The organism is Streptomyces sp. NPDC005533 (assembly GCF_042871845.1).
Taxonomy (GTDB): Bacteria; Actinomycetota; Actinomycetes; order Streptomycetales; family Streptomycetaceae; genus Streptomyces.
In genome coordinates, this window is sequence record NZ_JBIAJH010000024.1 from 92,835 (window position 1) to 118,723 (window position 25,889).

At 73.7% G+C, this 25,889-nt stretch carries 25 protein-coding genes; 13 read left to right on the top strand and 12 right to left on the bottom strand.

The window, feature by feature from the left end; all coding sequences use genetic code 11:
• Positions 1-149: 149 nt before the first annotated feature.
• From ACFYP3_RS23825 to ACFYP3_RS23850, 6 genes are all read left to right on the top strand, one after another.
• On the top strand, positions 150-824 hold the full coding sequence (locus ACFYP3_RS23825) for an amino acid ABC transporter permease (protein ID WP_388835920.1): 675 nt from the start codon (positions 150-152) through the stop codon (positions 822-824).
• A complete protein-coding gene (locus tag ACFYP3_RS23830; RefSeq protein WP_388835922.1) occupies positions 821-1,714 on the top strand; it encodes an amino acid ABC transporter permease in 894 nt (297 codons plus the stop codon). The genes ACFYP3_RS23825 and ACFYP3_RS23830 overlap by 4 nt, the downstream gene beginning before the upstream one ends.
• A 188-nt stretch (positions 1,715-1,902) precedes the next feature.
• Complete coding sequence (locus ACFYP3_RS23835) at positions 1,903-3,477, top strand: FAD-dependent monooxygenase (RefSeq protein ID WP_388835925.1); 1,575 nt, start codon at positions 1,903-1,905, stop codon at positions 3,475-3,477.
• 32 nt (positions 3,478-3,509) lie between these two features.
• A complete protein-coding gene (locus ACFYP3_RS23840) occupies positions 3,510-3,596 on the top strand; it encodes a putative leader peptide (RefSeq protein ID WP_311318651.1) in 87 nt (28 codons plus the stop codon).
• Between the two features lie 78 nt (positions 3,597-3,674).
• A complete protein-coding gene (locus tag ACFYP3_RS23845; protein ID WP_388835928.1) occupies positions 3,675-4,229 on the top strand; it encodes a cysteine dioxygenase in 555 nt (184 codons plus the stop codon).
• A complete protein-coding gene (locus tag ACFYP3_RS23850; protein WP_388836010.1) occupies positions 4,220-4,612 on the top strand; it encodes a rhodanese-like domain-containing protein in 393 nt (130 codons plus the stop codon). Before ACFYP3_RS23845 ends, ACFYP3_RS23850 begins: the two co-directional genes overlap by 10 nt.
• 147 nt (positions 4,613-4,759) lie before the next feature.
• On the opposite strand, the gene ACFYP3_RS23855 is transcribed toward ACFYP3_RS23850, so the two are convergent.
• From ACFYP3_RS23855 to ACFYP3_RS23870, 4 genes are all read right to left on the bottom strand, one after another.
• Complete coding sequence (locus ACFYP3_RS23855) at positions 4,760-7,321, bottom strand: FtsX-like permease family protein (RefSeq protein WP_388835931.1); 2,562 nt, start codon at positions 7,319-7,321, stop codon at positions 4,760-4,762.
• A gap of 90 nt (positions 7,322-7,411) precedes the next feature.
• Positions 7,412-7,978, bottom strand: a complete 567-nt coding sequence (gene recX, locus ACFYP3_RS23860; protein ID WP_388835934.1) for a recombination regulator RecX — start codon at positions 7,976-7,978, stop codon at positions 7,412-7,414.
• Positions 7,979-7,981: 3 nt separating this feature from the next.
• Positions 7,982-9,094, bottom strand: a complete 1,113-nt coding sequence (gene recA / locus ACFYP3_RS23865) for a recombinase RecA (protein ID WP_388835937.1) — start codon at positions 9,092-9,094, stop codon at positions 7,982-7,984.
• Positions 9,095-9,270: 176 nt separating this feature from the next.
• Positions 9,271-10,401, bottom strand: a complete 1,131-nt coding sequence (locus tag ACFYP3_RS23870) for an NADH:flavin oxidoreductase (RefSeq protein ID WP_388835940.1) — start codon at positions 10,399-10,401, stop codon at positions 9,271-9,273.
• Positions 10,402-10,586: 185 nt separating this feature from the next.
• Between ACFYP3_RS23870 and ACFYP3_RS23875 the strand changes: the two genes are divergently transcribed.
• Positions 10,587-11,036 carry a MarR family winged helix-turn-helix transcriptional regulator gene (locus ACFYP3_RS23875; protein WP_388836013.1) on the top strand — a complete coding sequence of 150 codons (450 nt, stop codon included), beginning with the start codon at positions 10,587-10,589 and terminating at the stop codon, positions 11,034-11,036.
• A 120-nt stretch (positions 11,037-11,156) separates the two neighbouring features.
• Here ACFYP3_RS23875 and ACFYP3_RS23880 read toward each other — a convergent pair whose 3' ends face one another.
• Complete coding sequence (locus ACFYP3_RS23880; protein WP_388835943.1) at positions 11,157-11,609, bottom strand: iron chaperone; 453 nt, start codon at positions 11,607-11,609, stop codon at positions 11,157-11,159.
• A gap of 194 nt (positions 11,610-11,803) precedes the next feature.
• On the opposite strand from ACFYP3_RS23880, the gene ACFYP3_RS23885 reads away from it, so the two are divergent.
• A complete protein-coding gene (locus tag ACFYP3_RS23885) occupies positions 11,804-12,562 on the top strand; it encodes a Clp protease N-terminal domain-containing protein (RefSeq protein ID WP_388835946.1) in 759 nt (252 codons plus the stop codon).
• Here the strand turns inward: ACFYP3_RS23885 and ACFYP3_RS23890 are convergent.
• Both ACFYP3_RS23890 and ACFYP3_RS23895 read right to left on the bottom strand, forming a co-directional pair.
• The gene (locus ACFYP3_RS23890) at positions 12,513-13,604 is read right to left on the bottom strand and encodes an AI-2E family transporter (RefSeq protein ID WP_388836015.1); all 1,092 of its coding nucleotides are present in this window, start codon (positions 13,602-13,604) and stop codon (positions 12,513-12,515) included. The genes ACFYP3_RS23885 and ACFYP3_RS23890 overlap by 50 nt on opposite strands.
• A 268-nt stretch (positions 13,605-13,872) precedes the next feature.
• The gene (locus tag ACFYP3_RS23895) at positions 13,873-14,067 is read right to left on the bottom strand and encodes a DUF3046 domain-containing protein (protein WP_030154244.1); all 195 of its coding nucleotides are present in this window, start codon (positions 14,065-14,067) and stop codon (positions 13,873-13,875) included.
• 81 nt (positions 14,068-14,148) lie between these two features.
• Here ACFYP3_RS23895 and ACFYP3_RS23900 point away from each other — a divergent pair, with 81 nt between their 5' ends.
• Positions 14,149-15,141, top strand: a complete 993-nt coding sequence (locus ACFYP3_RS23900) for a hypothetical protein (RefSeq protein WP_388835949.1) — start codon at positions 14,149-14,151, stop codon at positions 15,139-15,141.
• Here ACFYP3_RS23900 and ACFYP3_RS23905 read toward each other — a convergent pair.
• The 3 genes from ACFYP3_RS23905 to ACFYP3_RS23915 form a co-directional block, all read right to left on the bottom strand.
• Positions 15,110-15,418 (bottom strand): AzlD domain-containing protein, encoded by a 309-nt coding sequence (locus ACFYP3_RS23905; RefSeq protein WP_388835952.1) that lies wholly within the window; start codon positions 15,416-15,418, stop codon positions 15,110-15,112. The two genes, ACFYP3_RS23900 and ACFYP3_RS23905, sit on opposite strands and share 32 nt — an antisense overlap.
• On the bottom strand, positions 15,415-16,122 hold the full coding sequence (locus ACFYP3_RS23910; RefSeq protein WP_388836018.1) for an AzlC family ABC transporter permease: 708 nt from the start codon (positions 16,120-16,122) through the stop codon (positions 15,415-15,417). Before ACFYP3_RS23910 ends, ACFYP3_RS23905 begins: the two co-directional genes overlap by 4 nt.
• Positions 16,123-16,250: 128 nt before the next feature.
• Entirely contained in the window at positions 16,251-17,084 is an 834-nt protein-coding gene (locus ACFYP3_RS23915; protein WP_388835954.1) for an AraC family transcriptional regulator, read from the bottom strand.
• An 80-nt stretch (positions 17,085-17,164) separates the two neighbouring features.
• Between ACFYP3_RS23915 and ACFYP3_RS23920 the strand changes: the two genes are divergently transcribed.
• From ACFYP3_RS23920 to ACFYP3_RS23935, 4 genes are all read left to right on the top strand, one after another.
• Positions 17,165-21,754, top strand: coding sequence for an ATP-dependent helicase (locus ACFYP3_RS23920; RefSeq protein ID WP_388835957.1), 4,590 nt, complete (start codon positions 17,165-17,167; stop codon positions 21,752-21,754).
• A 157-nt stretch (positions 21,755-21,911) separates the two neighbouring features.
• On the top strand, positions 21,912-22,607 hold the full coding sequence (locus tag ACFYP3_RS23925; RefSeq protein ID WP_388835960.1) for a hypothetical protein: 696 nt from the start codon (positions 21,912-21,914) through the stop codon (positions 22,605-22,607).
• A 169-nt stretch (positions 22,608-22,776) separates the two neighbouring features.
• Positions 22,777-23,571 carry an Fpg/Nei family DNA glycosylase gene (locus ACFYP3_RS23930; RefSeq protein ID WP_388835963.1) on the top strand — a complete coding sequence of 265 codons (795 nt, stop codon included), beginning with the start codon at positions 22,777-22,779 and terminating at the stop codon, positions 23,569-23,571.
• Positions 23,572-23,635: 64 nt separating this feature from the next.
• Positions 23,636-24,406: an SDR family NAD(P)-dependent oxidoreductase gene (locus ACFYP3_RS23935; RefSeq protein ID WP_388835966.1), complete on the top strand. Its 771-nt coding sequence runs from the start codon at positions 23,636-23,638 to the stop codon at positions 24,404-24,406.
• Between the two features lie 420 nt (positions 24,407-24,826).
• Here ACFYP3_RS23935 and ACFYP3_RS23940 read toward each other — a convergent pair whose 3' ends face one another.
• Together ACFYP3_RS23940 and ACFYP3_RS23945 are read right to left on the bottom strand one after the other, a co-directional pair.
• Positions 24,827-25,207: a helix-turn-helix domain-containing protein gene (locus ACFYP3_RS23940; protein WP_030012484.1), complete on the bottom strand. Its 381-nt coding sequence runs from the start codon at positions 25,205-25,207 to the stop codon at positions 24,827-24,829.
• A gap of 109 nt (positions 25,208-25,316) precedes the next feature.
• The gene (locus ACFYP3_RS23945; RefSeq protein WP_388835969.1) at positions 25,317-25,826 is read right to left on the bottom strand and encodes a CinA family protein; all 510 of its coding nucleotides are present in this window, start codon (positions 25,824-25,826) and stop codon (positions 25,317-25,319) included.
• Positions 25,827-25,889: the final 63 nt, after the last annotated feature.

The following is a 25,889-nucleotide window of genomic DNA, read 5'->3' on the forward strand; positions in this document are numbered from 1 at the left end:
CAAACCCCCCGCCCCCCCCCAAAAACAACCCCCCCCCCCCCCCCCAACCCCCCGGGCGGGGGTGGGGGCGGGGGGGGGGGCCCCCCCCCCCCCCGGGGGGGGGGGGGGGCCCCACCTCACCGGCCATCCTGGGGAGAGCGCAGGGCATCGTGTTCGATTTTCTTGATTCCGGGCAGTACGACGTGCTCGGAGCCTTCTGGGTGACGGTTCAGCTCACCTTCTACTCGGCGGTCGGATCCCTGATCTGGGGCACCGTCCTGGCGGGGATGCGGGTCAGCCCCGTCCCGCTGCTGCGGGGCTTCGGCACCGCCTACGTCAACCTGGTGCGCAACACCCCGCTCACCTTGCTGATCATCGCCTGCTCGTTGGGCCTCAACCAGACGCTCGGCATCGCCCTCGGCGGCGAGACGTTCAAGGAGACCGGCTTCCGGCTCGCGGTCCTCGGACTGATCGCCTACACCGGCACCTTCGTCTGCGAGGCCCTGCGCTCCGGCATCAACACCGTGCCCGTGGGCCAGGCCGAGGCGGCCCGCGCGCTGGGACTGAGCTTCTTCCAGGTGCTCACCCTGATCGTGCTCCCCCAGGCCTTCCGGGCGGTCATCGCACCGCTCGCCAACGTACTGATCGCGCTCACCAAGAACACCACGGTGGCGGCGACCATCGGCGTGGCCGAGGCGGCCCTGCTGATGAAGGAAATGCTCGAGAACGAGGCGCAGGCGACCTTCGCGGTCTTCGCGGTCTTCGCCCTCGGTTTCGTCCTGCTGACCCTGCCCACCGGTCTTCTGCTGGGCTGGGTCGCCAAGCGAGTGGCGGTGAAGCGATGACCTCCGTGCTGTACGACACCCCCGGCCCCAAGGCCAAGGCGCGCAACTGGATCTACAGCGGGATCTTCGTCGTGATGTTCGGGCTCGTCATGTGGTGGGCGCTGTCCCTCATGGCGGAGAAGGGCCAGCTCGACGCCGACAAGTGGTCTCCCTTCGTCACCGACAGCCGGGTCTGGACCACGTACCTGCTCCCCGGCCTGACGGAGACCCTCAAGGCCGGCGCGCTCTCCATGCTGATCGCCCTCCCGCTCGGCGCGGTCCTGGGCATCGGCCGGCTGTCCGACCACGCCTGGGTGCGGGCGGCGGTCGGTACGTGGGTGGAGTTCTTCCGTGCCATCCCCGTCCTGATGCTGATGCTGTTCGGCAACGCGCTGATGGCGCCGCGGTTCCTGGACGTCCCGTCCGACACCCGGCCGTTCTGGGCCGTCGTCACGGGCCTGGTCCTGTACAACTCGGCCGTCATCGCCGAGATCGTCCGGGCCGGCGTGCTCTCCCTGCCCCGCGGCCAGACCGACGCGGCCAAGGCGATCGGCATGCGCAAGGGCCAGACCATGACCTACGTGCTGATCCCGCAGGCCGTCACGGCGATGCTGCCGGCCCTGGTCAGCCAGCTCGTGGTGATCCTCAAGGACACCGCGCTCGGTGGCGCCCTGCTCGGCTTCGCGGAACTGCTCTCCACGAACCGGCAGATCTCGGCCAACTACAGCAACACCATCGCGTCCCTCGTCGTGATCGCCCTGATCTACATCGTGGTGAACTTCGCCCTCACCACCTTCGCCTCCCAGCTGGAGGGCCGCCTGCGGAAGTCGCAGAAGGGCACCGGCGCCGTGCTCGGCGCGGAGGAGATCGACGACGCGGTCCCCGGCGCGAACACGGCGGCCGGAGCCTGACGCCGACGTCCGCTGCGGACGACCCCCCGGTCTGACATACGGTCAGTCAGAGTGCGTAGCCTGTGTGGTGCGGCGGAGCTCATCCGCCGCACCACACTGCGTTGTCCCGACGGGGGGCACTTGACGCAGGCACCTCGAGTGGGTTGCATACGTTCTGTGATCACATACCGGACATCGGGAGCCACAGCATGGACCCGGTGATCGTCGTCGGCGCCGGGCCCGTCGGGCTGTCCCTGTCCCTCGCCCTGGCCGGCCAGGGCGTGCCCTCCGTCGTACTCGACGAGGGTCCCGGCAAAGAGGAACCGCGCCCGGCCCGTACGGTCGTCCTGCACGCCGACACCGCGGCCATGGTGCACCGGCTGGGCTGTACGACGCTGCGCGACGAGGGGGCGTACTTCGCCGCCTGGCGCACCATGCGGCGCGGCCGTGACACCCAGCGGATCACCTTCGAGGACCACCCGGCGCCCCTGCACGTGCCGCAGCACGCGCTGACGCGCGGGCTGCGCGACGCCGCCGCGGCGCACCCGCTGGTCCAGCTGGTCACCGAGAGCCGGCTGGACGCCGTGGAACAGGACGGCCAGGGGGTCACCGCCCACACCCGGGGCGCCGAGACCACCTGGTGGCGCGGGAGCCACCTGGTCGGCTGCGACGGCGCCCGCTCCACCGTGCGCAAGCTGCTCGGCATCCGCTTCCCCGGCCGTACCGCCGTGGAGCGGCACGCCGTCGCCGCGTTGCGCACCGAACTCCCCTGGCCGGGCGAGGCCTTGCTGCACCGCAGCGCGCCGCGCGAGGTCACCTCCCGGCCGCTGCCGGACGGGGTGTGGCGGCTGGACTGGCTGCTGCCCGCCCGCGGGGAGCTGGTGACGCCCGACACGCTGGTGACCCTGATCCGGGACACCCTCGCGGTGTGGTGCGGCGGCAGCACTCCCCCGTACGACCTCATCGACACCGGGGTCCACACCCTCCACCACCGCCTCGCCCGGCGCTGGCGCGACGGCCGCGCCTTCCTCGCCGGCGACGCCGCGCACCTGCTGGGCGCGCTCGGCACCCAGGGGGTCGAGGAAGGGCTCCGGGACGCCGAGAACCTCGCGTGGAAGCTGTCCCTGGCCTGGCACCAGGGAGCCTCCGAGGCCCTCCTCGACAGCTACGAGGCCGAGCGGCGCACCGCCGTCGCCTCCCGGCTGCGCGCCGCCGACCAGGCGATGCCGACGCTGCGGACGAGCGGCGGGCTGCGCACCTACCTGCCCGGAGCCGCACGCTCCGCCGAAGCCCTCCTCACCGACGGCCACCTCGGGCGCGGGCCACTGGGCGCGGAGCCGACGTACGCCCCGCCGGTCGCCGTACGCGAGGTGCCGACGGCCACGGAACCGGGCGGACCGGTGGCGAACGTCCCGGTGACCGCACCCGACGGATCGACGGTGCCGCTGCGGGACCTGCTGGGGCAGGGGCGGCTGCTCGTCGTCCTGGTCGCCCCGGGCACCGGGGTCTGGGACCGGCGCCACTGGCTCGGCGCCGGGCTGATGCCCCGCCTCGCCGCGGCGGTGAGCGCCCTCCCGGTCCGTACCGACCTGCTGGTCGCGGACTCCTACCCGGGGGCGCCGGCCCACACCGTGCTGCTCGTACGGCCGGACGGGCACCTGGCGGCGACCTTCGCGGGGGTCCGCCCGGCCGAGCTGTACGAGGCGGCGGACGCGGTCCGGGCGGGCGCGCCCGCGTCCCGGTTGCCCGCCCCCTCGACGACACCGACCGTGGTGATCGATTGACCGCCCTCCCGGACTCGTGGTTCACTCGCCGAATGACCGGCAACGACGTACGCCTGTGGCGGAGGGTCCATATGGACCTGCTCCGCTACGCGGGCTGCGTGTGTCGCCCTTCCTGTTGATTCGCCCTTTCCTCCGCGCGCCCCGTGCCGTCCACCGGCCTGCGCGCACCTCCGCGAACCCAGGAACGGTCCCCCTTCATGTCTGCACCCGCGTCCACCGCACGCCCGTACGTCCCTGAGCCCGCGTCCGCGCCGGCCGGGGGCCCCACGGCCGCCGAACTCCTCGACTTCGCCCTCCGCACGGCGGCCGACCCCGCCGTGGTGGCCTCCCTGCCGCTCGACCCCGAGGGCCGCACCTGGGTCCGGCTGGACGGGCCGGGCGGCAGCGAGGCCTGGCTGATCGGCTGGCCGCCGGGCACCGGCACCGGCTGGCACGACCACGCCGACTCGCGGGGCGCGTTCGCCACCGCCCGGGGCCGGCTCACCGAACACTCGCTGGCCGTACGGCTGCCCTCGGAGGGCTGGCGCTCGCTGGAGCTGGCCCCCGACGTCGACCGCAGCCGCACGCTGGACGCGGGCACCGGGCGGGCCTTCCTCGAGCACCACGTGCACGAGGTCCTCAACGGGTCCCCGACCGAGCACGCGGTCTCGGTGCACGCGTACTACCCGCCGCTCCCGCTGATCCGGCGCTACAGCCGCAGCGGCCCGGTGCTCCACCTGGAGCACGTCGAGAGCCCGGCGGACTGGCAGTGAGCGCCCCCGTCGGCATCGACGAGCTGCTGGAACGGGTCCGCGCGGGCTACACCCGGGTCGGCGCGGAGGAGGCGTACGCCGCCTCCCGCGCCGGCGCGCTGCTGGTGGACATCCGCTACCAGGCCCTGCGCGAGCGCGACGGCCTGATCCCGGGGGCCCTGGTGGTCGAACGCAACGAACTGGAATGGCGCCTGGACCCCCGCGGCAGCCACCGCGCCCCCGAGGCCACCGGCCACGACCTCCAGGTGGTGGTGATCTGCAACGAGGGCTACGCCTCCAGCCTCGCCGCGGCTTCCCTCCACGCCCTGGGCCTCCACCGCGCGACCGACCTGGTCGGCGGCTTCCAGGCTTGGAAATCAGCCGGCCTCCCAACCACCCCATGACACGCCCCCGCCGGCGTGCCAGGCGATCTTCCAGGCCCGCCGGCGTGCGAGGCGTTCTTTCAGCCTCGCCGACGTTTGAGGCGCGGGGGCTCGGGGGCGGCGCCCCCGCAACGGCGCCGCAGCGGCAGGACGTCCGGGGGGCGAGGGCTAGCCCTTGGCCGTGGCCACGTCCACCGGAGCCACCCTCAACGCCACCCTCCCCGGGAGGGAAGTGGCCGCGAGGGCCAGCAGCCCCGCCACCCCCACCACCCCCGCGTACGCGACCGGCAGGACCGCCGGGGCCGCCACCCCCGTCATGCCGACGCTGAACGCGGTCAGTACGGCCAGCGCGATCCCCGACCCCAGCACCACCCCGATCAGGACCACCGCCAGTGCCTCCGCCCGGAGCATCCGCAGCACCTGGCGCCGCTTCGCCCCGGCCAGCCGCAGCATCGCGAACTCCCGGAAACGCTCGGCGGTCGACATCGCGAGCGTGTTCACCACCGCGATCGCGGTGAAGGCCAGGACCAGCCCCATCGCCAGCAGATTGATCTCCGCTCCGGCGGCCTGCCGCCGCGCCGGTGCCTCGTCCGCTTCCGCCGCGGACAGCACCCGCACCCCCGGGAACTCCCGTACCGCCGCGGCCAGCCGCTCCCGGCCGGCTTCCGGCCCCTGGCCCGGCTCCGCCGCCACCAGGACACTGCTCGCCAGCGCATTGTCCGCGTGCGCGGCCACCAGCCCGTGCGGCAGCGTCAGATCTCCGAAGCCCAGCCCGCGCGCGTACACGGCCGAGACCGTCAGCGTGACCGGGGTCCCGTCCCCCAGCGTCAGGCTCAGCGGGCTCCCGGGCTTCAAGCCGAGCTGGTCGGCGGCGAGTTCGCTCACCGCCGCGGCGCGGTCCCCGAACCCGTCCAGGCTGCCGGCCGTGACCCGGGGGTCCCAGGTCCGGGTCAGCCCGGCCGGGGTCACGCCCTGCGCGGCGTACTTCGCCAGCCCCACCCGTACCGACGTGTGCACGATCTCGGTGGCCGCCGTGACGCCGGGCGTCCGCCGGATCCGCTCGGCGGCCTCGTGCGTGATGCCGGGGCCCTGCGCGGCCAGCACCCAGTCGGCCCGGATCCCGTCCCGGGCCTGCGCGCGGGCGGCGTTCCCGAGCGTCGGGGTGACGAAGAGGACGGTGCAGGTCATGCCGACCAGCAGCGCGAGCGGGGTGACGGCGGAGGCCATCCGGGTGGCGTTCCCGCGGAGGTTGGCGGTGGCCAGGTGGCCGCCCGGACCGGTCAGCCGCAGCGGTCCGGCGAGCAGCGCGCCGGCGCCCCGTACGAGCAGCGGTCCGAGGAGCGAGACCGCCCCGGCCAGTACCACCACGGCCAGGAAGGTGACGGGGGTCGACGCCGGCTCGGTGCGCAGCGAGCCGAGTACGACGACGAGCACCGCCCCGCCGGCCAGCAGCAGCACGCCGAGCACGCTGCGGATCCAGCCGGGTCGGCCCCGCTCGACGGCGGCCTCGGCGAGCGCTTCGGCCGGGCGGATCCGGGCGATGCGCCGCCCGGTGATCCGCGCGGCGGCCCAGGCTCCGAGCAGGCTGGCCCCGACGGCCGCGCACATCGGGAAGACGCCGGCGGTGCGCTCCAAGGTGACGGGGACGACTCCGGCGTCGACGAACCGGCCGTGCAGCCAGGCGGCGAGCGGCAGCCCGGCGAACGCGCCGGTGACGCCGGCGGCCAGCCCGACGAGCAGCGCCTCCCGCCCGATCATCCGGCGCAGCTGCGCGGGGGTGGCGGCGACGGCCCGCAGCAGGGCGAGTTCGCGGTGGCGCTGCTGGACGGAGAGGGCGAAGGTGCCGACGACCACGAGGATCGCGACGAGCAGTGAGGTGCCGCCCATCGCGCCGCCCATGGAGACCAGCGTGAGGCGGGCGCCGGCGGCGTCGAGGAATTCCACCGGTCCGCGCTCGTCCCCGGTACTGACCTGCGCCGTGGTGTCCTTCAGTGCCCGGGCGACGCGGCCGGCGAGTTCACGGGCGTCGACGCCCGGCGCGGGCAGCACCCCGATGGCGCTGACCTGCCCGGGGCGGGCGGCCAGCCGCCGGGCCTCGTCGTCGCCGAAGAAGAGCGCGCTCTGCTGGGCGAGGTCGCCGCGGGGTGTGGTCGCGATCCCCGTGACCTGGTACGTCCTGGGCTCGCCGGTGGACTGGACGGTGAGTTCGGAGCCGGGCTTCAGCCCCGCGCGGGCGGCCAGCGCGCGGTCGACGACGACCTCGCCGCCGCTCCGGGGTTCACGGCCGTCGGTGATCGTGAAGGGGGTCAGCGCGGCCGAGGTCCAGGCGTGTCCGTACGAGGGCTTCGGCTCGCCGGGGGCCTTGACCAGCGGGACGGCCTGGAACGTGAGCTCGGGCACGGCCCGCTCGACGCCGGGCACGGCACGGACCGCGTCCACGGTGGTGCCGGGGAGCCAGGCCCGCTCGGCGACCGGCTTGGCCTTGTGCTTGGTCTTGGCCTTCTTCCCCTCGCCCTTCTTCTTGACCGTGGTCTCGTGGACGTTCTGGTCGGCGGAGACGAGGACCGGGGCGGACGCGTAGCGCTCGGTGCCGATCCTTCCGCGGAGTCCCGTTTCCAGGAGGGTTCCGCAGGCGGTGACGAGGGCGGCCGCGCACAGGAGGGCGACGAAGGCGCCGAGGAAGCCGGCCTTGCGGTCCCGGAGGGTCTGAAGGGCGTAACGCAGCATCATGCCGTCAACTCTGCTGGCGGGCGCGGCTCCTGACACTGGCGCACCCCGGCATCCGTGCCCGGGGGCTACCCCCACCCCGGGCCCGGCGGTTCACTCCCCTGGGTACCCGAGGTCGTCGGCGTCCTCGCCCTCCGCCTCCAGCGCACGCCGGACCACCCGCAGGGCCATGCCCTCCGGGTATCCCTTGCGGCCGAGCATGCCGGCGAGGCGGCGGATCCGCTTGTCGCGCTCCAGGCCCCGGGTGGCGCGGAGCTTGCGCTCCACGAGCTCCCGGGCGGTCTCCTCCTCCTGCTCGGAGTCGAGCAGCTCCAGGGCCTCTTCCACGAGGGTGGCGTGCACCCCCTTGGTCCGGAGCTCCTGGGCGAGCGCCCGGCGGGCCAGGCCCCGGCCGCGGTGCCGGGACTCGACCCAGGCTCCGGCGAAGGCGGCGTCGTCGATCAGGCCCACCTCCTCGTACCGGGAGAGGACCTGCTGCGACACCTCCTCGGGAATGCCCCGCTTGTGCAGGGCGTCCGCGAGCTGGCGCCGGGTGCGCGGGCTCCCCGTGAGCAGGCGCAGGCAGATCGCCCGCGCCTGCTCCTCGGGGCTCTGGGGCGGCAGTTCCTGGCGGTCCTCACGACCGCGCCTGCTCCTGCCGCCCCCTTCCTGCTCCCGCACGGGTCAGCTCTTGGCCACGGCGGCCTTGGCCGTCGTCTTGGCCTTCGACGCGGGGGCGGGCACGGCCGTGGCCTCGGCGGGCGCGGCGGCACCGGCGTCGGTGGTCGCGGCGGCGTCCTTGCGGACACCCACGCCCAGCTTCTCCTTGATCTTCCGCTCGATCTCGTTGGCGAGGTCGGGGTTGTCCTTCAGGAAGTTGCGGGCGTTCTCCTTGCCCTGGCCGAGCTGGTCGCCCTCGTACGTGTACCAGGCACCGGCCTTGCGCACGAAGCCGTGCTCCACGCCCATGTCGATCAGTCCGCCCTCGCGGCTGATGCCCTGGCCGTAGAGGATGTCGAACTCGGCCTGCTTGAACGGGGGCGCGACCTTGTTCTTGACGACCTTGACGCGGGTGCGGTTGCCGACCGCGTCGGTGCCGTCCTTCAGCGTCTCGATGCGCCGGATGTCGAGGCGCACGGAGGCGTAGAACTTCAGCGCGCGGCCACCGGTGGTGGTCTCCGGCGAGCCGAACATCACACCGATCTTCTCGCGAAGCTGGTTGATGAAGATCGCGGTGGTCTTGGACTGGTTGAGCGCACCGGTGATCTTCCGGAGGGCCTGGCTCATCAGTCGGGCCTGGAGACCCACGTGCGAGTCGCCCATCTCGCCCTCGATCTCCGCGCGCGGCACCAGGGCCGCCACGGAGTCGATGACGATCAGGTCGAGGGCACCGGAGCGGACCAGCATGTCCACGATCTCCAGCGCCTGCTCGCCGGTGTCCGGCTGCGACAGGATGAGGTTGTCGGTGTCGACGCCGAGGGCCTTCGCGTACTCGGGGTCGAGCGCGTGCTCGGCGTCCACGAAGGCGACGGTGCCGCCGGCCTTCTGCGCGTTGGCCACGGCGTGCAGGGTCAGGGTCGTCTTACCGGAGGACTCCGGCCCGTACACCTCGATCACGCGGCCGCGGGGCAGCCCGCCGACGCCGAGCGCGATGTCCAGCGCGGTCGACCCGGTGGGGATGACCTCGATGGGGTCGTTCGGCTTGTCGCCGAGGCGCATGACCGCACCCTTGCCGAATTGCCGTTCAATCTGTGCGAGCGCGGCGTCGAGAGCCTTCTCGCGGTCGGTGCCTGCCATGGGTTCCACCCGGTTTGCTTGAGTCGATCGCTTCACGCCATTGACGCTAATGCCTGCCACTGACAATGCGCCTCCACGACCGGTTCGGCTGTGGATAACTCATCAGAATGGATGTTCGATTTCCCTGTCAAGCGCACCACGCCCACCGGCACCGACCTGCGGCTGCCGGCTACCGACTACCGGCTGAGCGACCTGAGGGCCGCCGCGTCGTACGGCTTCAGCTCGTCGAAGCGGTTGCCGAGGACCTTCGCCGCCCACTGCGGGTCCTGGAGCAGCGCCCGGCCGACGGCGACCATGTCGAACTCGTCGCGCTCCATGCGGTCCAGGAGGTTGTCGAGGTCGCCGAGCGCAGCGCCCTCGCCGGCGAAGGCGCGGAGGAAGTCGCCGTCGAGGCCGACCGAGCCGACGGTGATGGTCGGCCGGTCGGTGAGCTTCTTGGTCCAGCCCGCCAGGTTCAGGTCCGAGCCCTCGAACTCCGGGAGCCAGTAGCGCCGGGTGGAGGCGTGGAACACGTCGACGCCCGCCGCCGCCAGCGGGGCCAGGATCGCCTCCAGCTCCTGCGGGGTCTGCGCGAGCCGGGCGTCGTAGGCCTCCTGCTTCCACTGCGAGTAGCGGAAGATCACCGGGAAGTCGGCCGGGACGCGCTCGCGGACCGCGGCCACGATCTCCGCGGCGAACCTGGTACGGGCCACCGCGTCGCCGCCGTAGGCGTCGGTGCGGCGGTTGGTCCGCTCCCACAGGAACTGGTCGAGCAGGTATCCGTGGGCGCCGTGCAGCTCGACGCCGTCGAAGCCGATCCGCTCGGCCTCCGCGGCGGCGTCGGCGAACGCGCCGATGACGTCGTCGAGGTCGGCGCGGGTCATCGCCTTGCCGGTCCCCTCCGTGCCGTCGACGCGGATGCCGGAGGGGCCGACGGCGGGGGCGTCGGCATAGGGCGCCTCACCCTGCTTGCGCACCATGCCTATGTGCCACAGCTGGGGCACGATCGTGCCGCCCGCCTCGTGCACGGCGGCGGCGACCTTCTCCCACCCCGCCAGCTGGTCCTCGCCGTGGAACCGCGGCACCCGGTCGCTCTGCCCGGCGGAGTCGTGACCGACGTACGTGCCCTCGGTGACGATCAGGCCCACGCCCGCGGCGGCCCGGCTGGCGTAGTACGCCCGCACGTCCTCGCCGGGCACGCCGTCGGGGGAGAACATCCGCGTCATCGGTGCCATCGCGATGCGGTTGGGGACGGTCAGGCCGTTCAGCCGGACGGGCCGGGACAGGATCTCGGCCGCGCGGGAGGCGGTGGACGTGGTGACGGTCATGCGGGTCCTCCGGATTGAGACGGTGGCTCGTCGAATGACAACGAGAAGTGCATAATACACATGCTATGTATCATGCATATTGCCGCCGCCGGCCGGTCGCCGGGTCCAGCGGTCCGGGGGTCCGCGATAATGGAGCGCCGGAGGGAGCGGGAGGCGCAGTGCTGGAGAAACTGGAGCGGGAGCTGATGCTGCTCTCGCGGCACCAGGTGCTCGCCCGCCGCGAGCGCGACCCCGAGCGCCTGGAGCGGTCGGCTTACCTGCTGCTCAGCCGGATCGACACACAAGGTCCCATGTCCATAGGGCAGCTGGCGGAGGCCTTCGGGCTCGACACCTCGACCGTGAACCGTCAGACGGCCGCGCTGCTGCGCTGCGGACTGGCCGAGCGCGTGGCGGACCCGGACGGCGGCATGGCCCGCAAGCTGCGCATCACGGTCGAAGGCGGCCGCCGGCTCGCCGAGGACCGCGAGGTCAACCGCTCCTGCCTGGCCCGCGTGGTCGCCGACTGGTCCCCCGAGGAGGTACGGGAGCTGGCGGACGCGCTGGTCCGCCTCAACCGCAGCGCCGAGGCCGTCGAGGGACGGTACTGGCCGCGCGCGGAGGAAGACGGCGGCGATGAGGCGTGCTCAGCGCCGTGAAAGGCTGAGGCATGACCGCCCTCGACAGCCCGCGGCACTGGAGGTGCTGCGCGGCGAGCTGGACGGTCGAAGACCGAAGGGGCTGACCCACCGAAACCCCCGCCCGTCACCGGTCGGTGATCAGCTGACGGCCTGCTTGACCAGCGCCGCGATCCGCTCCTCCACCTCGGCCGTCACCTCGGTCAGGGCGAAGCCGGCCGCCCACATCGTGCCTTCGTCCAGCTTGGCCAGGTCACTGAAGCCGAGGGTCGCGTAGCGCGCCTTGAACTTCTCCGCGCTCTGGAAGAAACAGACGACCTTGCCGTCCAGGGCGTAGGAGGGCATGCCGTACCAGAGCTTCGGCGCGAGGACCGGGGCGCTGGCCGTGACGACGGCGTGCACGCGCTCGGCCATGATCCGGTCCGAGTCCTGCATCTCGGCGATCTTCGCGAGGACGTCCCGCTCCGCCTCCGCCGCCTTGTCCGCGCGCGAGCCGCGGCGCGCGGCCGTCTTCAGCTCTCGGGCGTGGTCCTTCATCGCGGCCCGTTCCTCGGCCGTGAATCCCTCGTGCGTGCTGCCACGGTTCTCGCTCATGACGGATCTCCCCCTTGAGGTTCTCGATGCGCGCGCCTTGGGAGAGACCTTAAGCCCGCCCACTGACACCGACACGGCCGATGTCGAGGCGCCACGATCCGCGCGCGGCCGGCCGCCGACCACCGAAAGCGCGAGAAGCCCGACTGACAACCCAGGGTTGACGCTCGCTCGACTGTCAACCTAGGGTTGCACTCATGACGAACCCTCCCGTGGAACCCGTTCGCATGACCCATCCGGTCCGCCTCGACGACTTGATCGAGGCCATCAACAAGGTCCACACGGACCCCCTGGAGCAGCTCAGCGGCGCCGTCGTCGCCGCCGAGGCGCTCGGGGACGTCGCGGACCACCTCATCGGCCACTTCGTCGACCAGGCCCGCCGCTCCGGCGCCTCCTGGACCGACATCGGCCGCAGCATGGGCGTCACCCGGCAGGCGGCCCAGAAGCGCTTCGTACCCAAGGCGGACAAGGAGGGTGCCCCCGCGCTCGACCCGAACGCGGGCTTCGGCCGCTTCACCGCCCGCGCCCGCAACGTCGTGGTGACCGCGCAGAACGAGGCCCGCGCCGCCGGCGGCACCGAGATCCGCACCGACCACCTGGTCCTGGGCCTGCTGGCCGAGCCCGAGAGCTTCGCGGGGCTCGCCCTGGACGCCCAGGGGGTCGCGCCGGACGACGTACGCGCCGCCGTGGCCGCCGTACTGCCGCCTCCCCAGGCGGAGGTCCCCGACCTCATCCCCTTCGACGCGTCCGCGAAGAAGGCCCTGGAGCTCACCTTCCGGGAGGCCCTGCGCCTGGGCCACGACTACGTCGGCACCGAGCACATCCTGCTCGCGCTGCTGGAGCTGGAGAACGGCGAGGGCCCGCTGAGCGGCCTCGGCGTGCGCAAGGCGGCCGCCGAGGCGACCGTCATCGAAGCCGTGGAAAGCGCACTCGGCGCCGCCGGGGACGCGCCGTAGAGGAGTCCGCCGCCTCCGTGAGCGCGTAGCGCTTCACGTACGCGCCGAGGAAGGCCTGCAGCGTGGCGACGGCCGGGATCGCGATGAGCGCCCCGACCGCGCCCAGCAGGGCGGTTCCCGCGATGACCGATCCGAAGGCGACCGCCGGATGGATGTCCACGGTCCTGGAGGTCAGCTTGGGCTGCAGCATGTAGTTCTCGAACTGCTGGTACACCACCACGAAACCGAGGACGTACAGCGCGTACCAGGGGTCGACGGTGAAGGCGATCAGGACCGGCAGCGCACCCGCGAGGTAGGTGCCGATGGTGGGGACGAACTGGGAGACCAGCCCGACCCACATCGCGAGGGCGGGCGCGTACGGCACCCCGAGGACCGCCAGCACGATGTAGGTGGCGACGCCGGAGATCAACGCCATCAGCCCGCGCGAGTAGAGGTAGCCGCCCGTCTTGGCGACGGCGATCTCCCAGGCGCGCAGCACCTCGGCCTGCTTGGCGGGCGGCAGTACGGAGCACAGGGCGCGCCGCAGCCGCGGCCCGTCGGCGGCGAAGTAGAAGGAGAACAGTCCGATCGTCAGCAGCTTGAAGAGTCCGCCGAGCACCGTGGCGGAGACGTCGAGCACGCCGGACGCGCTGTTCTGCACGTACTTGCGCAGCCAGTCGGAGCGCAGCACGCTCTCCTGGATCTCGAGCCGGGACAGATCGGTGTGGAAGGTGGAGTTGATCGCCTTGATCACCGAGTCGAGATAGCCGGGGAAGCCCTCGACCATGGCGACGATCTGACCGGCGAGCAGCGAGCCGAGCAGCGCGAGGAAGCCGGCGGTCACGATGAGGACCGCGAGGAAGGTCACGAAGGTGGCGAGCCCGCGGCGCATGCCGCGGGCCGCCATCCCGGACACCGCCGGTTCGACCGCGAGCGCGAGGAAGAACGCGATCAGGATGTTGACGAGCAGCCCGGTGAGCTGGTGGAAGGCCCAGCTGCCGAGCTGGAAGCAGGCGACGAGGGCCAGGACGAGGATCACGGCGCGCGGCAGCCAGCGCGGCATCCGTGCCTCCGCCCATCCGGGGGCGGCGGGGGCCGCTCCGGCCGGGGGGAGGCCCGCCCCGCCGGATCCGGCCTGCGGGACGGGGCCGCCGGGGGCTACCGGCCGTCGGGAGCCGTCAGGGCCTTCACCGGCGTTTCCGGCGCTCGCACCGCCCGGCCCCGGGGCGGCGTCGGCACTCTGGTCGTCGGTCGTCGTCTCATCACTGGCTGCCACGCCACCAAGTCTGGCCCACCGGCCGCCCGAACCCCGACGTGGTGCGCTTGCGGCGTCAGCGCAGCGAGGCCGGCACGTCCATCGCCGAACACACGGCACGCCACACGTCCTTGGCCTCCCAGCCCGCGTCCAGCGCCTGGTGGACGGTCCGCCCGCCCAGTTCGGTCATGACGTGGTCCCGCGCGAAGGAGTCGGCGTAGCCCGCGCCGAAGTGCTCGGCCATCCGCTCCCAGAAAATCGTCAACCGCATGCCCCCAGTATCCCGCCCCGGGAGAGTGCACCGCCCGCGTTCGCCCCTCCCGGCCGCACCGCCTCGTCCTAGGTTGCACGCATGCCCGGAGACGAAGCTTCCTCGCAGACGTCGCAGACGCCGCCGAACGCGCAGAGCCCGCAGAGCCCGCTGGACCGCGCCGAGCAGTTCATCTGGCTCACGGCCCGCGTGCTGGAGCAGCGGCGGTTCGCGTACCACTTCCTGGGTGGGGACGCCGACCCGGTGGACACCGCCCTCGGCTCCTACCTCAACGGCGACGGCGGCTACGGTCACGCCCTCGATCCGGATCTGCGCGGTCCGCTCAGCCAGCCCCTGCACACGGCGCACGCCCTGCGCGTGCTGGACAGCCTGGGCCGCTGCGCCGGGCAGCGCATCGAGCGGCTGTGCCGCCACCTGACCGGGGTCTCCACCCCGGACGGCGCGCTCCCGGTGGTCTCCCCGGCGCCGCGGTCCTACCCGGCGGCCCCGTACCACCCCACCTACGACGCCCCGCCGGGCGAGCTGCTGACCACGGGCCCGGTCGTCGGCCTGCTGCACCGCAACCGCGTCTGGCACGCCTGGCTCTTCCGGGCCACCGACTTCTGCTGGGACCGGGTGGAGGGCCTGCGCCACTCGCATCCGTACGAGGTCCAGAGCGCGGTGGCCTTCCTGGACGGGGTTCCGGACCGGGCGCGCGCCGCGGCGGCCGCGGACCGGCTGGGCCGGCTGGTGCGCGAGCACCGGCTCGTGGTGCTGGACCCGCGGCGGCGGCCGGAGTACCCGCCGGCTCCGGGCTACGCGCCGGGCGAGCAGCTGTTCCCGCACGACTTCGCGCGTCGCCCCGAGTCGCTGGCCCGCGGCTGGTTCACGGACGAGGAGATGCGCCGCTCGCTGGACTTCCTGACCGCCGCCCAGCAGGTGGACGGCGGCTGGCCGGTCCGCCGCGAGGCCTGGGCGCCGGGGAGCTCGCTGGAGCGGCGGCCGATCGCCACGCTGGAGGCGCTGCTGACCCTGCGGGCGTACGGGCGCCTGCCGGACGGGATCAGCCGCCCAGGGCCCGTACCCCCGCGGTGACGAGGACGGCGGCCGCGACCACGACCAGGAACGGAGCCCGCAGCAGCAGCGCCAGCCCGGCGGCGGCGAGCCCGGCGGCACGGGCGTCGACGACGAGGGCGGACCCGGTGCTGAAGGTCTGCTGGGCGGTGAGCGCGGCGAGCAGCGCGACCGGCAGCAGGGCGGCCAGTCGGCGCACCGTCGGCCGCTCCAGGGCCCCGGCGGGGACGAGCAGCCCGGCGAGCTTGACGGCGTAGCAGCCGACGACGGTGAGGCCGATGGCGATCCAGACGTTCACGGCCGGCGTCCCTTCATCCACAGCACGGCGGGGGCGGCCAGGGCCGCGATCAGTACGGGCACCCCGGCGGGCAGCACGGGCAGGAAGCCGAGCCCGAGCACGAGCGCCAGGGCGGCGACGGCCCGTTCGGTGGCGGTCTTCAGCATCGGCGCGAGCAGGGCCAGGAACACGGCGGGCCCGGCGGCGTCCAGCCCCCACGCCTTGGTGTCCCCGATGGCCTCGGCGCCGAGCGCGCCGAGCAGGGTGGTCAGGTTCCAGAGCGCGTACAGGCTGAGGCCGGTGACGGTGAAGCCGAGCCGGGCCGACCTCCGGTCGGGCTGGGCCAGCGCCACGGCGGTGGTCTCGTCGATCACCCAGTGGGCGGCGAAGGGCCGCACGGCGCGGGGCAGGGCGAGCAGCTGCGACAGCCGCAGCCCGTAGAAGGCGTTGCGGGTCCCGAGGAAGAAGGCCCCGGCGGCGGCGGTGAACGGGTTCCCGCCCGCGGCCAGCGCTCCGACGAGGGCGAACTGCGAGGCGCCGGTGAAGACGAGCAGGCTCAGCACGCACGCCTGGAGGGTGCTGATGCCCGCCCCCGCGGCCGTCACCCCGAAGGCGAACCCGGACAGGCCGACGGCCACCCCGACCCCGAGCGCGTCCCGGATGACGGCGGCCCGCGGCCGCTCGTCGGGCCTCGGCGTCTCTCGTATCTCTGGCTCTGTGACCAGCTGCTTCTCTCCCACGACCCGAAACTACGCGGGGGGCGCCGGGTGGGTCTTGTACGTTCTTGCGCGCCCCCGTCGGCCGTGTTCCGGCCCGGCCGGCAGGGTTCGGGGCAGGCGGCAGGTGGCGGGGGCTAGCCGGCCCGCCCCCGCCGGTAGGCGCCCGGCGGGACCCCCACGATGCGGGTGAAGTGCCGGTTCAGGTGAGGCTGGTCGGTGAAGCCGACGGTGACGGCCGCCTCCGCGGGCGGGGTGCCCGTGTCGAGCAGCCGGCGGGCCCGGCGGACCCGGGCGTCGGTCAGCCAGGTGTGCGGCGGCATCCCGTACTGCTCGCGGAAGGCCCGCAGCAGCGCGAAGGGGCTGGTCCCCAGGTCCGCCGCCAGCTGTTCCAGCGACGGCGGGTCGGCCATCCGCTCCGCCAGCACCGCCCGGGCCCGTTCGGCGTCGGCGGCGCCCGCGCGCCGTACCGTACGGGCCGGCAGCGGGCCCGCGTGCCGGGTCAGCATCCGTGCCACGACTCCCCGCAGCAGCGTGTCGGCGGCCAGCGCGTTCCCCGCCTCGGCGGCCCGGTGCACCTCGGTGATCGTCCGCGAGCCGTGCGGGTCGGTGACCACGTCGGCCGTGAAACCGGGGGTGCCGCGCAGGGTGCCGATCTCGTCGGCGACCTCGGTGATCAGCTCGCGGGAGGGGTAGAGGGTGGCGTAGGCCCAGCCTTCGGGCACCCCGGCGCGCGCGGTGTGCGGCACCTCGGGGTTGATCAGGACCACGCTGCCCGGTCCGGCGCGCACGACGTGGCCGGGCAGGCCGACCTCCTCGATGCCGCCGGTGACGGCCGCGATGACGTACCCGTCGTGCGCGTGGCGCGGGAAGGTGTGGCGCACGTAGTGGGCGCGCAGCAGGTCCAGTCCGGGCAGCTCCGCGTACTGCCAGTGCCGCGCCCACTCCCGGCCGCCCTCTTCCGTCCCCATGCCCCCATTCTGCGCCCCGGCGACGAGGCACGTTTCCCCAGGTCCGGGCCGTTGTCAGTGGCCGGGTGCACGATGGGGGCATGGCAGGCGCTGCGCTCGACTCGTTCTCCCCCGCGACCCGCTCGTGGTTCACGGGGGCCTTCCGTACGCCCACCACCGCGCAGGAGGGTGCCTGGCGGGCGATCGGGGAGGGGGCGGACGTCCTGGTCGTGGCTCCGACCGGCTCCGGCAAGACGCTGGCCGCGTTCCTCGCCGCCCTCGACCGGCTCGCCTCGGCCCCGCCGCCCGCGGAGCCGAAGAAGCGCTGCCGCGTGCTGTACGTATCGCCCCTGAAGGCCCTGGCCGTCGACGTGGAGCGCAATCTGCGCAGCCCGCTGACCGGGATCCGGCAGGAGTCCGTCCGGCTCGGCCTGCCCGAGCCGGACATCCGGGTCGGGATCCGTTCCGGCGACACCCCGCCCGCCGAGCGGCGGGCGCTGGCCACCCGCCCGCCGGACATCCTGATCACCACCCCCGAGTCGCTGTTCCTGATGCTGACCTCGGCGGCCCGGGACGCCCTCACCGGGATCGAGACGGTGATCCTGGACGAGGTGCACGCGGTCGCCGGGACCAAGCGCGGCGCCCACCTCGCCCTCTCCCTGGAGCGGCTGGACGAGCTGCTGCCGCGTCCGGCGCGCCGGATCGGGCTGTCGGCGACGGTCCGGCCGGTGGACGAGGTGGCCCGGTACCTCGCGCCGCGCGGCAAGGTGGAGATCGTCCAGCCGCCCTCCGACAAGGAGTTCGACCTGTCGGTGGTCGTCCCGGTGCAGGACATGGGCGAGCTGGGCGGCTCGCCCGCGACGGAGGGCAAGGAGGGCGGCGACAAGCCGTCGATCTGGCCGCATGTGGAGGAGCGGATCGCGGACCTGGTGCAGGCCCACCGCTCGACGATCGTGTTCGCCAACTCCCGCCGCCTCGCCGAGCGGCTGTGCAACCGGCTCAACGAGATCGCGTACGAGCGCGCCCTGGGCGAGCGGCTGCCGGAGGGTTCGCCCCCGGCCGAGATCATGGCCCAGTCGGGCGCCGCCCTGGGCGCCCCGCCCCTGCTGGCCCGCGCGCACCACGGCTCGGTCTCCAAGGAACAGCGAGCGATCGTGGAGGAGGACCTGAAGGCGGGCCGGCTGCCGGCGGTGGTCGCCACCTCCAGCCTGGAGCTGGGCATCGACATGGGCGCGGTGGACCTGGTGGTGCAGGTGGAGTCACCGCCGTCGGTGGCGTCCGGGCTCCAGCGGGTGGGCCGGGCCGGCCACCAGGTGGGCGCGGTCTCCACCGGGGTGGTCTTCCCCAAGTACCGCGGCGACCTGGTGCAGGCGGCCGTGGTCACCGAGCGGATGCGCACGGGCGCGATCGAGTCCCTCCGCGTCCCCTCGAACCCCCTCGACGTCCTGGCGCAGCAGCTGGTCGCGATGGTCGCGATGGACACCTGGCAGCTGGACGACCTCCTCGCCCTGGTCCGGCGGGCGGCGCCGTTCGCCGGGCTGCCGGAGTCGGCGTTCACCGCGGTGCTGGACATGCTGGCGGGCCGCTATCCGTCGGACGCGTTCGCCGAGCTGAGGCCGCGCGTGGTCTGGGACCGGGTGGCGGGGACGATCACCGGGCGGCCGGGGGCCCAGCGCCTCGCGGTGACCTCCGGCGGCACCATCCCGGACCGCGGTCTCTTCGGCGTCTTCCTGGCCGGCTCGGACCCGAAGAAGGGCGGCGGGCGGGTCGGCGAGCTCGACGAGGAGATGGTCTACGAGTCCCGCGTCGGGGACGTCTTCACCCTGGGCACCACCTCATGGCGGATCGAGGACATCACCCGCGACCGCGTCCTGGTCACCCCGGCCCCCGGAGTGCCGGGCCGGCTGCCGTTCTGGAAGGGCGACCAGCTCGGCCGCCCGCTCGAACTGGGCCGTGCGGTCGGCGCGTTCCTGCGCGAGCTCGGCGCCCTGGGCGACGAGGACGCCCGGCTGCGGCTGCTGGCGGCCGGTCTGGACGCCTGGGCCGCCGAGAACGTGCTGGCGTACCTCGCCGAGCAGCGCGAGGCCTGCGGTCACGTCCCCGACGACCGGACCATCGTGGTGGAGCGCTTCCGCGACGAGCTGGGCGACTGGCGGGTCGTGGTGCACTCCCCCTTCGGCGCGCAGGTGCACGCCCCGTGGGCGCTGGCGCTGGGCGCCCGCCTCGCCGAGAAGTACGGCATGGACGCGCAGGTGATGCACGCCGACGACGGCATCGTGCTCCGCCTCCCGGACGCGGACCTGCTGTCCATGGACCTGCTCGACCACGACCCCGCGGCTCCGCAGCCCTTCGAGTTCGACGACGAGCAGGCCCCGCTGGGTGCGGCCGACGTCGCCTTCGACCACAGCGACATCAACCAGATCGTCACCGACCAGGTCGGCGGCTCCGCGCTCTTCGCCTCCCGCTTCCGCGAGTGCGCGGCCCGCGCCCTGCTGCTGCCGCGGCGCAGCCCGGGCAAGCGCACCCCGCTGTGGCAGCAGCGCCAGCGCGCGTCCCAACTGCTCCAGGTGGCCTCGGAGTTCGGTTCCTTCCCGATCGTGCTGGAGGCGGTACGGGAATGCCTCCAGGACGTCTTCGACGTGCCCGGTCTGACCGAGCTGATGGGGGACATCGAGGCGCGCCGCGTGCGCCTGGTGGAGGTCACCACCCCGGAGCCCTCCCCCTTCGCCCGCTCCCTCCTCTTCGGGTACGTCGCCCAGTTCCTCTACGAGGGCGACTCGCCGCTCGCCGAGCGCAGGGCGGCCGCGCTGTCGCTGGACTCCCGGCTGCTGGCCGAGCTGCTCGGCCAGGCGGAGCTGCGCGAGCTCCTCGACGCGCAGGTGCTGGAGGACCTGGAGCGGGAACTGCAGTGGCTCACCGAGGACCGGCGGGCCAAGGATCCCGAGTCGGTGGCCGACCTGCTGCGCGTGCTGGGCCCGCTGACGCAGGACCAGCTGACCGAGCGCGGGGCGGAGCCGGCCTGGGCCGAGGAGCTCGCCGCGGCCCGCCGCGCCATCCGGGTCAGGATCGGCGGCGCGGAGCACTGGGCGGCGATCGAGGACGCGGGCCGACTGCGGGACGCGCTGGGCACGGCGCTGCCCGTCGGAGTCCCGGAGGCGTTCACCGAGCCGGTCAAGGACCCGCTGGGGGACCTGCTGGCCCGGTACGCCCGCACCCACGGGCCGTTCACCACGGCCGCCGTCGCCGCCCGCTTCGGCCTGGGCACGGCGGTGACCGAGGGCGCCCTGCACCGGCTCGCCGCGGCCGGCCGGGTGGTCCAGGGCGAGTTCCACCCGGCGGGCATCGGCCAGGAATGGTGCGACGCCACGGTGCTGCGCCGGCTCCGCCGCCGCTCCCTCGCCGCGCTCCGCCAGGAGCTGGAGCCCGTGCCGCCGACCTCGCTGGCCACGTTCCTGCCCCAGTGGCAGCACCTCGGCGGAGCGCTGCGGGGCCTCGACGGGCTGGCCCGGGCGGTCGAGCAACTCCAGGGCGCGCCGGTGCCGGCCTCGGCGCTGGAGCGCCTGATCCTCCCGTCCCGGGTGGCCGGCTACTCCCCCGGCCTCCTGGACGAGCTGACCACGGCCGGAGAGGTGGTCTGGGCGGGCGCCGGAGCCCTCCCGGGCAAGGACGGCTGGATCTCCCTGTACCTGGCGGACGCGGCCCCGATGCTCCTGCCCCCGCCGCACCCGCTGGATCCGAGCCCGCTCCACCAGGCGGTGCTGGCCTCCCTGAGCGGCGGGTACGGCCTGTTCTTCCGCCAGATCGCGCAGGCGATCCGCGCCGATTTCCCCGAGGTCTCCGACCTCGCCCTCTCCGAGGCGGTGTGGGACCTGGCCTGGTCGGGCCGGCTCACCAACGACACCCTGGCCCCGCTGCGCTCGCTGCTCGGCTCGGGCCGCACGGCGGGTTCCACGGCCCACCGGGCCCGGCGCACGGTCCCCCGCGGCCGGTACGGCACGCTCAGCGCGACCGTGTCCCGTACGGGCCCGCCCACCGTCTCCGGGCGCTGGTCGCTGCTGCCGCCCCAGGCCCCCGACCCGACCCACCGGGCGCACGCGCTGGCCCGCACCCTGCTGGACCGGCACGGCGTGGTCACGCGGGGCGCGGTGGCCGCGGAGGGCGTCGAGGGCGGCTTCAGCGCGGTCTACCGGGTCCTCTCGGCCTTCGAGGACAGCGGCCAGGCCCGTCGGGGCTATGTGGTCGAGGGGCTGGGCGCGGCGCAGTTCGCGATGGACGGCGCGGTGGACCGCCTCCGGGCCGCGGAGCGGACGCCGCCCCCGCTGGCGGCGGTGGTCCTGGCGGCCGCCGACCCGGCGAACGCGTACGGTGCGGCCCTGCCGTGGCCCGAGCCGCCGGCCGGGGCCACCCACAAACCGGGCCGCAAGGCGGGCTCCCTGGTCGTTCTGGTGGACGGCGAGCTCATCCTGTACCTGGAGCGCGGCGGCAAGACCCTGCTGGCCTGGCCGCCGCCGGATGACCCCCGCCTCGCGGCGGCCACGGCAGCCCTGGTCGCCGCCTCCCGGGCGGGGACCCTCCCGGCCCTGACGGTGGAACGGATCAACGCCGAGGCCGCCCTGACCTCTCCCCTGGGCCGGGCCTTGGAGGCGGCCGGTTTCCACGCCACGCCGAGGGGTTTGCGCTTGCGTTCCTGAGGGCTGCAAATCGGCGCCGACTGTTCCGCTCACGTCCTGGACATGTCACAGAACCGTTGTGGGCCGCCCCCTGGGCTGGCACAGGCGCTTACTCGTCCCTTATCAAGATGATCACAGGCATTGCAGTGGCGATGCACAGTCATGGGGGAGTAGAAGAGTGAGCACCATCAGCATGCGTACCACCACCCTCGGCGCGGTCGTTCTGGCGGTCGCCGGCACCCTGGCCCTGACGGGATGCAAGAACGGCAACGAGGAGCTCGCCCCGGCGCAGCCGAGCGGTTCCGCCTCGACGGGAGCCCCGTCCTCCGCGCCCGGCGGCCCGTCCGCCTCGGCCAGCCCCAGCGCCGCCGACCCCGCCGCGGGCGGCAGCGAGGCCCCCGCGGGGGCGAATGGCACAGCGAAGTCGGGCCAGACCTTCAAGATCGGCGAGGCGGCAGAGATCCCGTTCAGCTACGGAAGCAACAAGGGCGGCCAGATCGCCCTCACGGTCACCGCGATCGAGCAGGGCGACCCCGCCGACCTGGACGCGCTCAAGCTCGGCGACAAGGTGAAGGGGATGATCCCGTACTACATCCGCTACTCGGTGAAGAACACCGGCACCACGGACCTGTCCTTCTCGTCCGTGACCCAGGTCAAGGGCCTGCTCGGGGACGGTACGGAGGCACAGCGCGTGTCGGTCATAGGCAAGTTCGAGAAGTGCCCGAACGAGCCGCTGCCGAAGGGGTTCGTCAACGGCAAGACGCAGACCACCTGCGCGCTGGCCCTCGCCCCGTCGGCCCAGACGAAGGTCGCCGCCGCCGAGTACTGGGGCAACCCCTACGGCTACCCGAACAAGGGCCTCGTCTGGAAGTGACGAGCGGCCCCACAGGCCCCTCCGGCCCCTCCCGACCCCTCCGGCCCGTCCCGGCCCGTCTGACCCCCTCCTGATCCACCAAGAGAGCCCCTGCGGCCGCACCCCGCCGCAGGGGCTCTCGCAGGGGCCCACGCGCCCACACGGGCCGCGGGCGGGTGAGAATGGCCCCATGCCCGAAGGCGACAGCATCCGGCGCGCGGCGACCCGTCTCCACGCCGCGCTGGCAGGCCGCGAACTCACCCGCAGCGACCTCCGCGTCCCCCGCTTCGCCACGGCCGATCTCACCGGCCGCCTCACCCTCGACGTCACCCCCCGCGGCAAACACCTCCTCACCCGCTTCGAGGGCGGCCTCACGCTGCACAGCCACCTCCGCATGGACGGCGCCTGGCACGTCTTCGCCACCGGCGAGAAGTGGCGCGGCGGCCCCGACTACGAGATCCGGGCCGTCCTCGGCACCGACGGGCACACCGCCGTCGGCTACCGCCTCCCCGTCCTGGAGCTGATCCGCACCGCCGAAGAGGACCGGGTCGTGGGCCACCTCGGCCCCGATCTCCTCGGCCCCGACTGGGATCCCGCGCGAGCCGCCGCCAACCTGCTCGCCGCCCCCGAGCGCCCCCTCGGCGAGGCCCTGCTCGACCAGCGCAACCTCGCCGGGATCGGCAACATCTACAAGGCCGAGCTCTGCTTCCTGGCGGGGGTCAGCCCGTGGACACCGGTCGGCGCGATCCCCGAGGCGACCCTGCCCCGCCTGGCCTCCGCCGCCCACCGGCTGCTGTCCGCGAACATCGGCGCGCGGCCGGGTCCCCGCAACACCACCGGTCTGCACCGCCGCGGCCAGGACCTCTTCGTCTACGGCCGCGCCCGCCGCCCGTGCCTGCGCTGCGGCACCCCCGTCCGCGAGGCCCCTCAGGACGACCGCCCCACCTACTGGTGCCCCCGCTGCCAGCCGGGGCCCACGCCGTAGGCGGTGTCCAGGCGACGGGACGCCCTGGTTGACGGTCCGTCAGATCCGGTCGTACCGTCCCGGCATGCCCACACCCACAGCCTCGTACGACCTCACCGGCCGCACCGCCCTGGTCACCGGCGCCGCCAGCGGCATCGGCCGCGCCACCGCCGTCCTCCTCGCCGAGGCGGGCGCGCACGTCCACTGCGCGGACCGTGACGAACAGGGCCTCGCCGAGACGGCCGCCCTCATCGCCAAGGCCGGAGGCGCGGCCACCGTCCATCCCCTCGACGTCACCGACCGGGCCGCGCTCCGGGCCGCCGTGACCGCGGCGGGCCCGCTCGACATCACGGCCGCCATCGCCGGAGTGATGCACACCAGCAGCGTCCTGGAGACGACCGACGAGGACCTCGACCGGGTCCTGGACATCAACTTCAAGGGGGTGCTGCGCACCTGCCAGGAGGCCACCCGCAGCATGATCGCGGGGGGCCGCCGCGGCTCCGTCGTCACCATGGCCTCCGGGGCCGTGGACGCCGCCCAGCCCGGCCTGCTCTGTTACAGCGCCGCCAAGGCCGCCGTGGTCCAGCTGACCAAGACCCTCGCCACCGAGGCCGGCCCGCACGGCATACGCGTCAACGCCGTCGCTCCCGGCTGGATCCGCACCCCGATGACCGGCCGCCACAGCCCCGAGGTCCAGGAGCAGACCGAGGCGGCGATGGTCCGCATGTCCCCCCTGCGGCGGGTCGGCGAGCCCGAGGACATCGCCCAGGCGGTGCTCTACCTGGCCTCGGACGCCTCGTCGTTCATGACGGGTCAGATCCTTCGCCCGAACGGCGGAGTGTCGATGCCCTGGTAGCCCCTGCACCGTCCGCTCCCCCGGTGGCGCCGCCGCGGGCGCCGGCATCCGCCGACCGCCGGGCCTTGCGCGCCGGGCTCGGTACACAGTGCACCGGCAGCAGCCCCAGCCCCCAGCCGCCCACCGCCACCGCGCCCTCCACCGCCCCGGACTCCTCGGGCGCCAGCACGAGCCGCAGCACGGCCCACCACCACAGCACCCCCACCGTCAGCGCGAGGGCCCATGCCGCAGGTATGCGCGGTGACCGCCGCACGGCTGCCTCCCTGGGGGTCCCCCCAGACGGAGCCTGAGGGCCGGGACCCGGACTGCCCCATCCTCCCGCACCGCCCCCGGCGCCGCACCCAGAACGGCCGGGAGCCCCGGCCGGTGCTTCAGGCACCGGCCGGGGCTCCGACCACGCTCACACGCTCACGTGCTCGCTCACGCGGCTACGACATTCACCGCTTCCGCAGGCGCCTTGATGGTCACCCGCTCCGGTCCACCCGTGACCGAGGCCATGGAGACCGAATTGAGCATCGGGCGGACCGGTACGCTCACCGGTTCGCTTGCCGCGGCCGACTGTGCCAGCTCGGCCAGCGACAGTTCGTCACTGACTTCGCGCATCAACTCGGACATCCGTACGTCCAACGCGTCGCAGATCGCGGAGAGCAGCTCGGAGGATGCCTCCTTCTGCCCCCGCTCCACCTCGGAGAGATAGCCGAGCGAAACTCGGGCCGACGAGGAGACTTCGCGCAGAGTACGGCCCTGGCGCTGGCGCTGCCGACGCAGCACGTCACCCAGCAGGCGACGGAGCAGAATCATCGGTGGCTCCCTCCTCTGACCGTGTAGCCGCATCCTTCACGCCCCACCGTACCGCCTCGCGCCGCGGCCGTGCGGGGAGCGATGTCGTGTTCACTCAGGGCTGCAAACATCAAATCCCCCCGTTCTGTTCCGTATCCTGCCTCCGCGCATTCTCACGGAGTTGGCCTGAGAGAAGCTCGAGCACTGTGCGTGCACTCTCCCTACGAATTTCCGCACGGGAGCCGTTCAACCTCAGCCGGACCGTTTTCCTGCCCCCCGGGCCGTCCACCGCGACGTAAACCGTGCCCACCGGTTGCCCGTCCTGCGGCTGCGGACCGGCCACCCCGGTGGTCGCAATTCCCCACGAAGCACCCATCACCCGCCGCACCCCGGCCGCCATCTCCGCCGCGACCTGCGCGTTCACCGCGCCTTCCGCCGCGAGCAGCTCCGCGTCCACCCCGAGGACCCGGTGCTTGATCTCCGTGGCGTAGGCCGTGACGGATCCGCGGAAGGACTGCGAGGCGCCGGGGACCGCGGTGAGCTCGGCGGCCACCATGCCGCCGGTCAGCGATTCCGCCACGGCGAGCGTCTGGTCACTTTCCGTGAGCAGTCGCAGGGCCTCCGCGGCCAGGTCGAACACGTGGTCCACCGATCCGCCCGTGCCGGCCTGGCCGGACGTCCGCGCTCCGCCTCCGGTCACCGG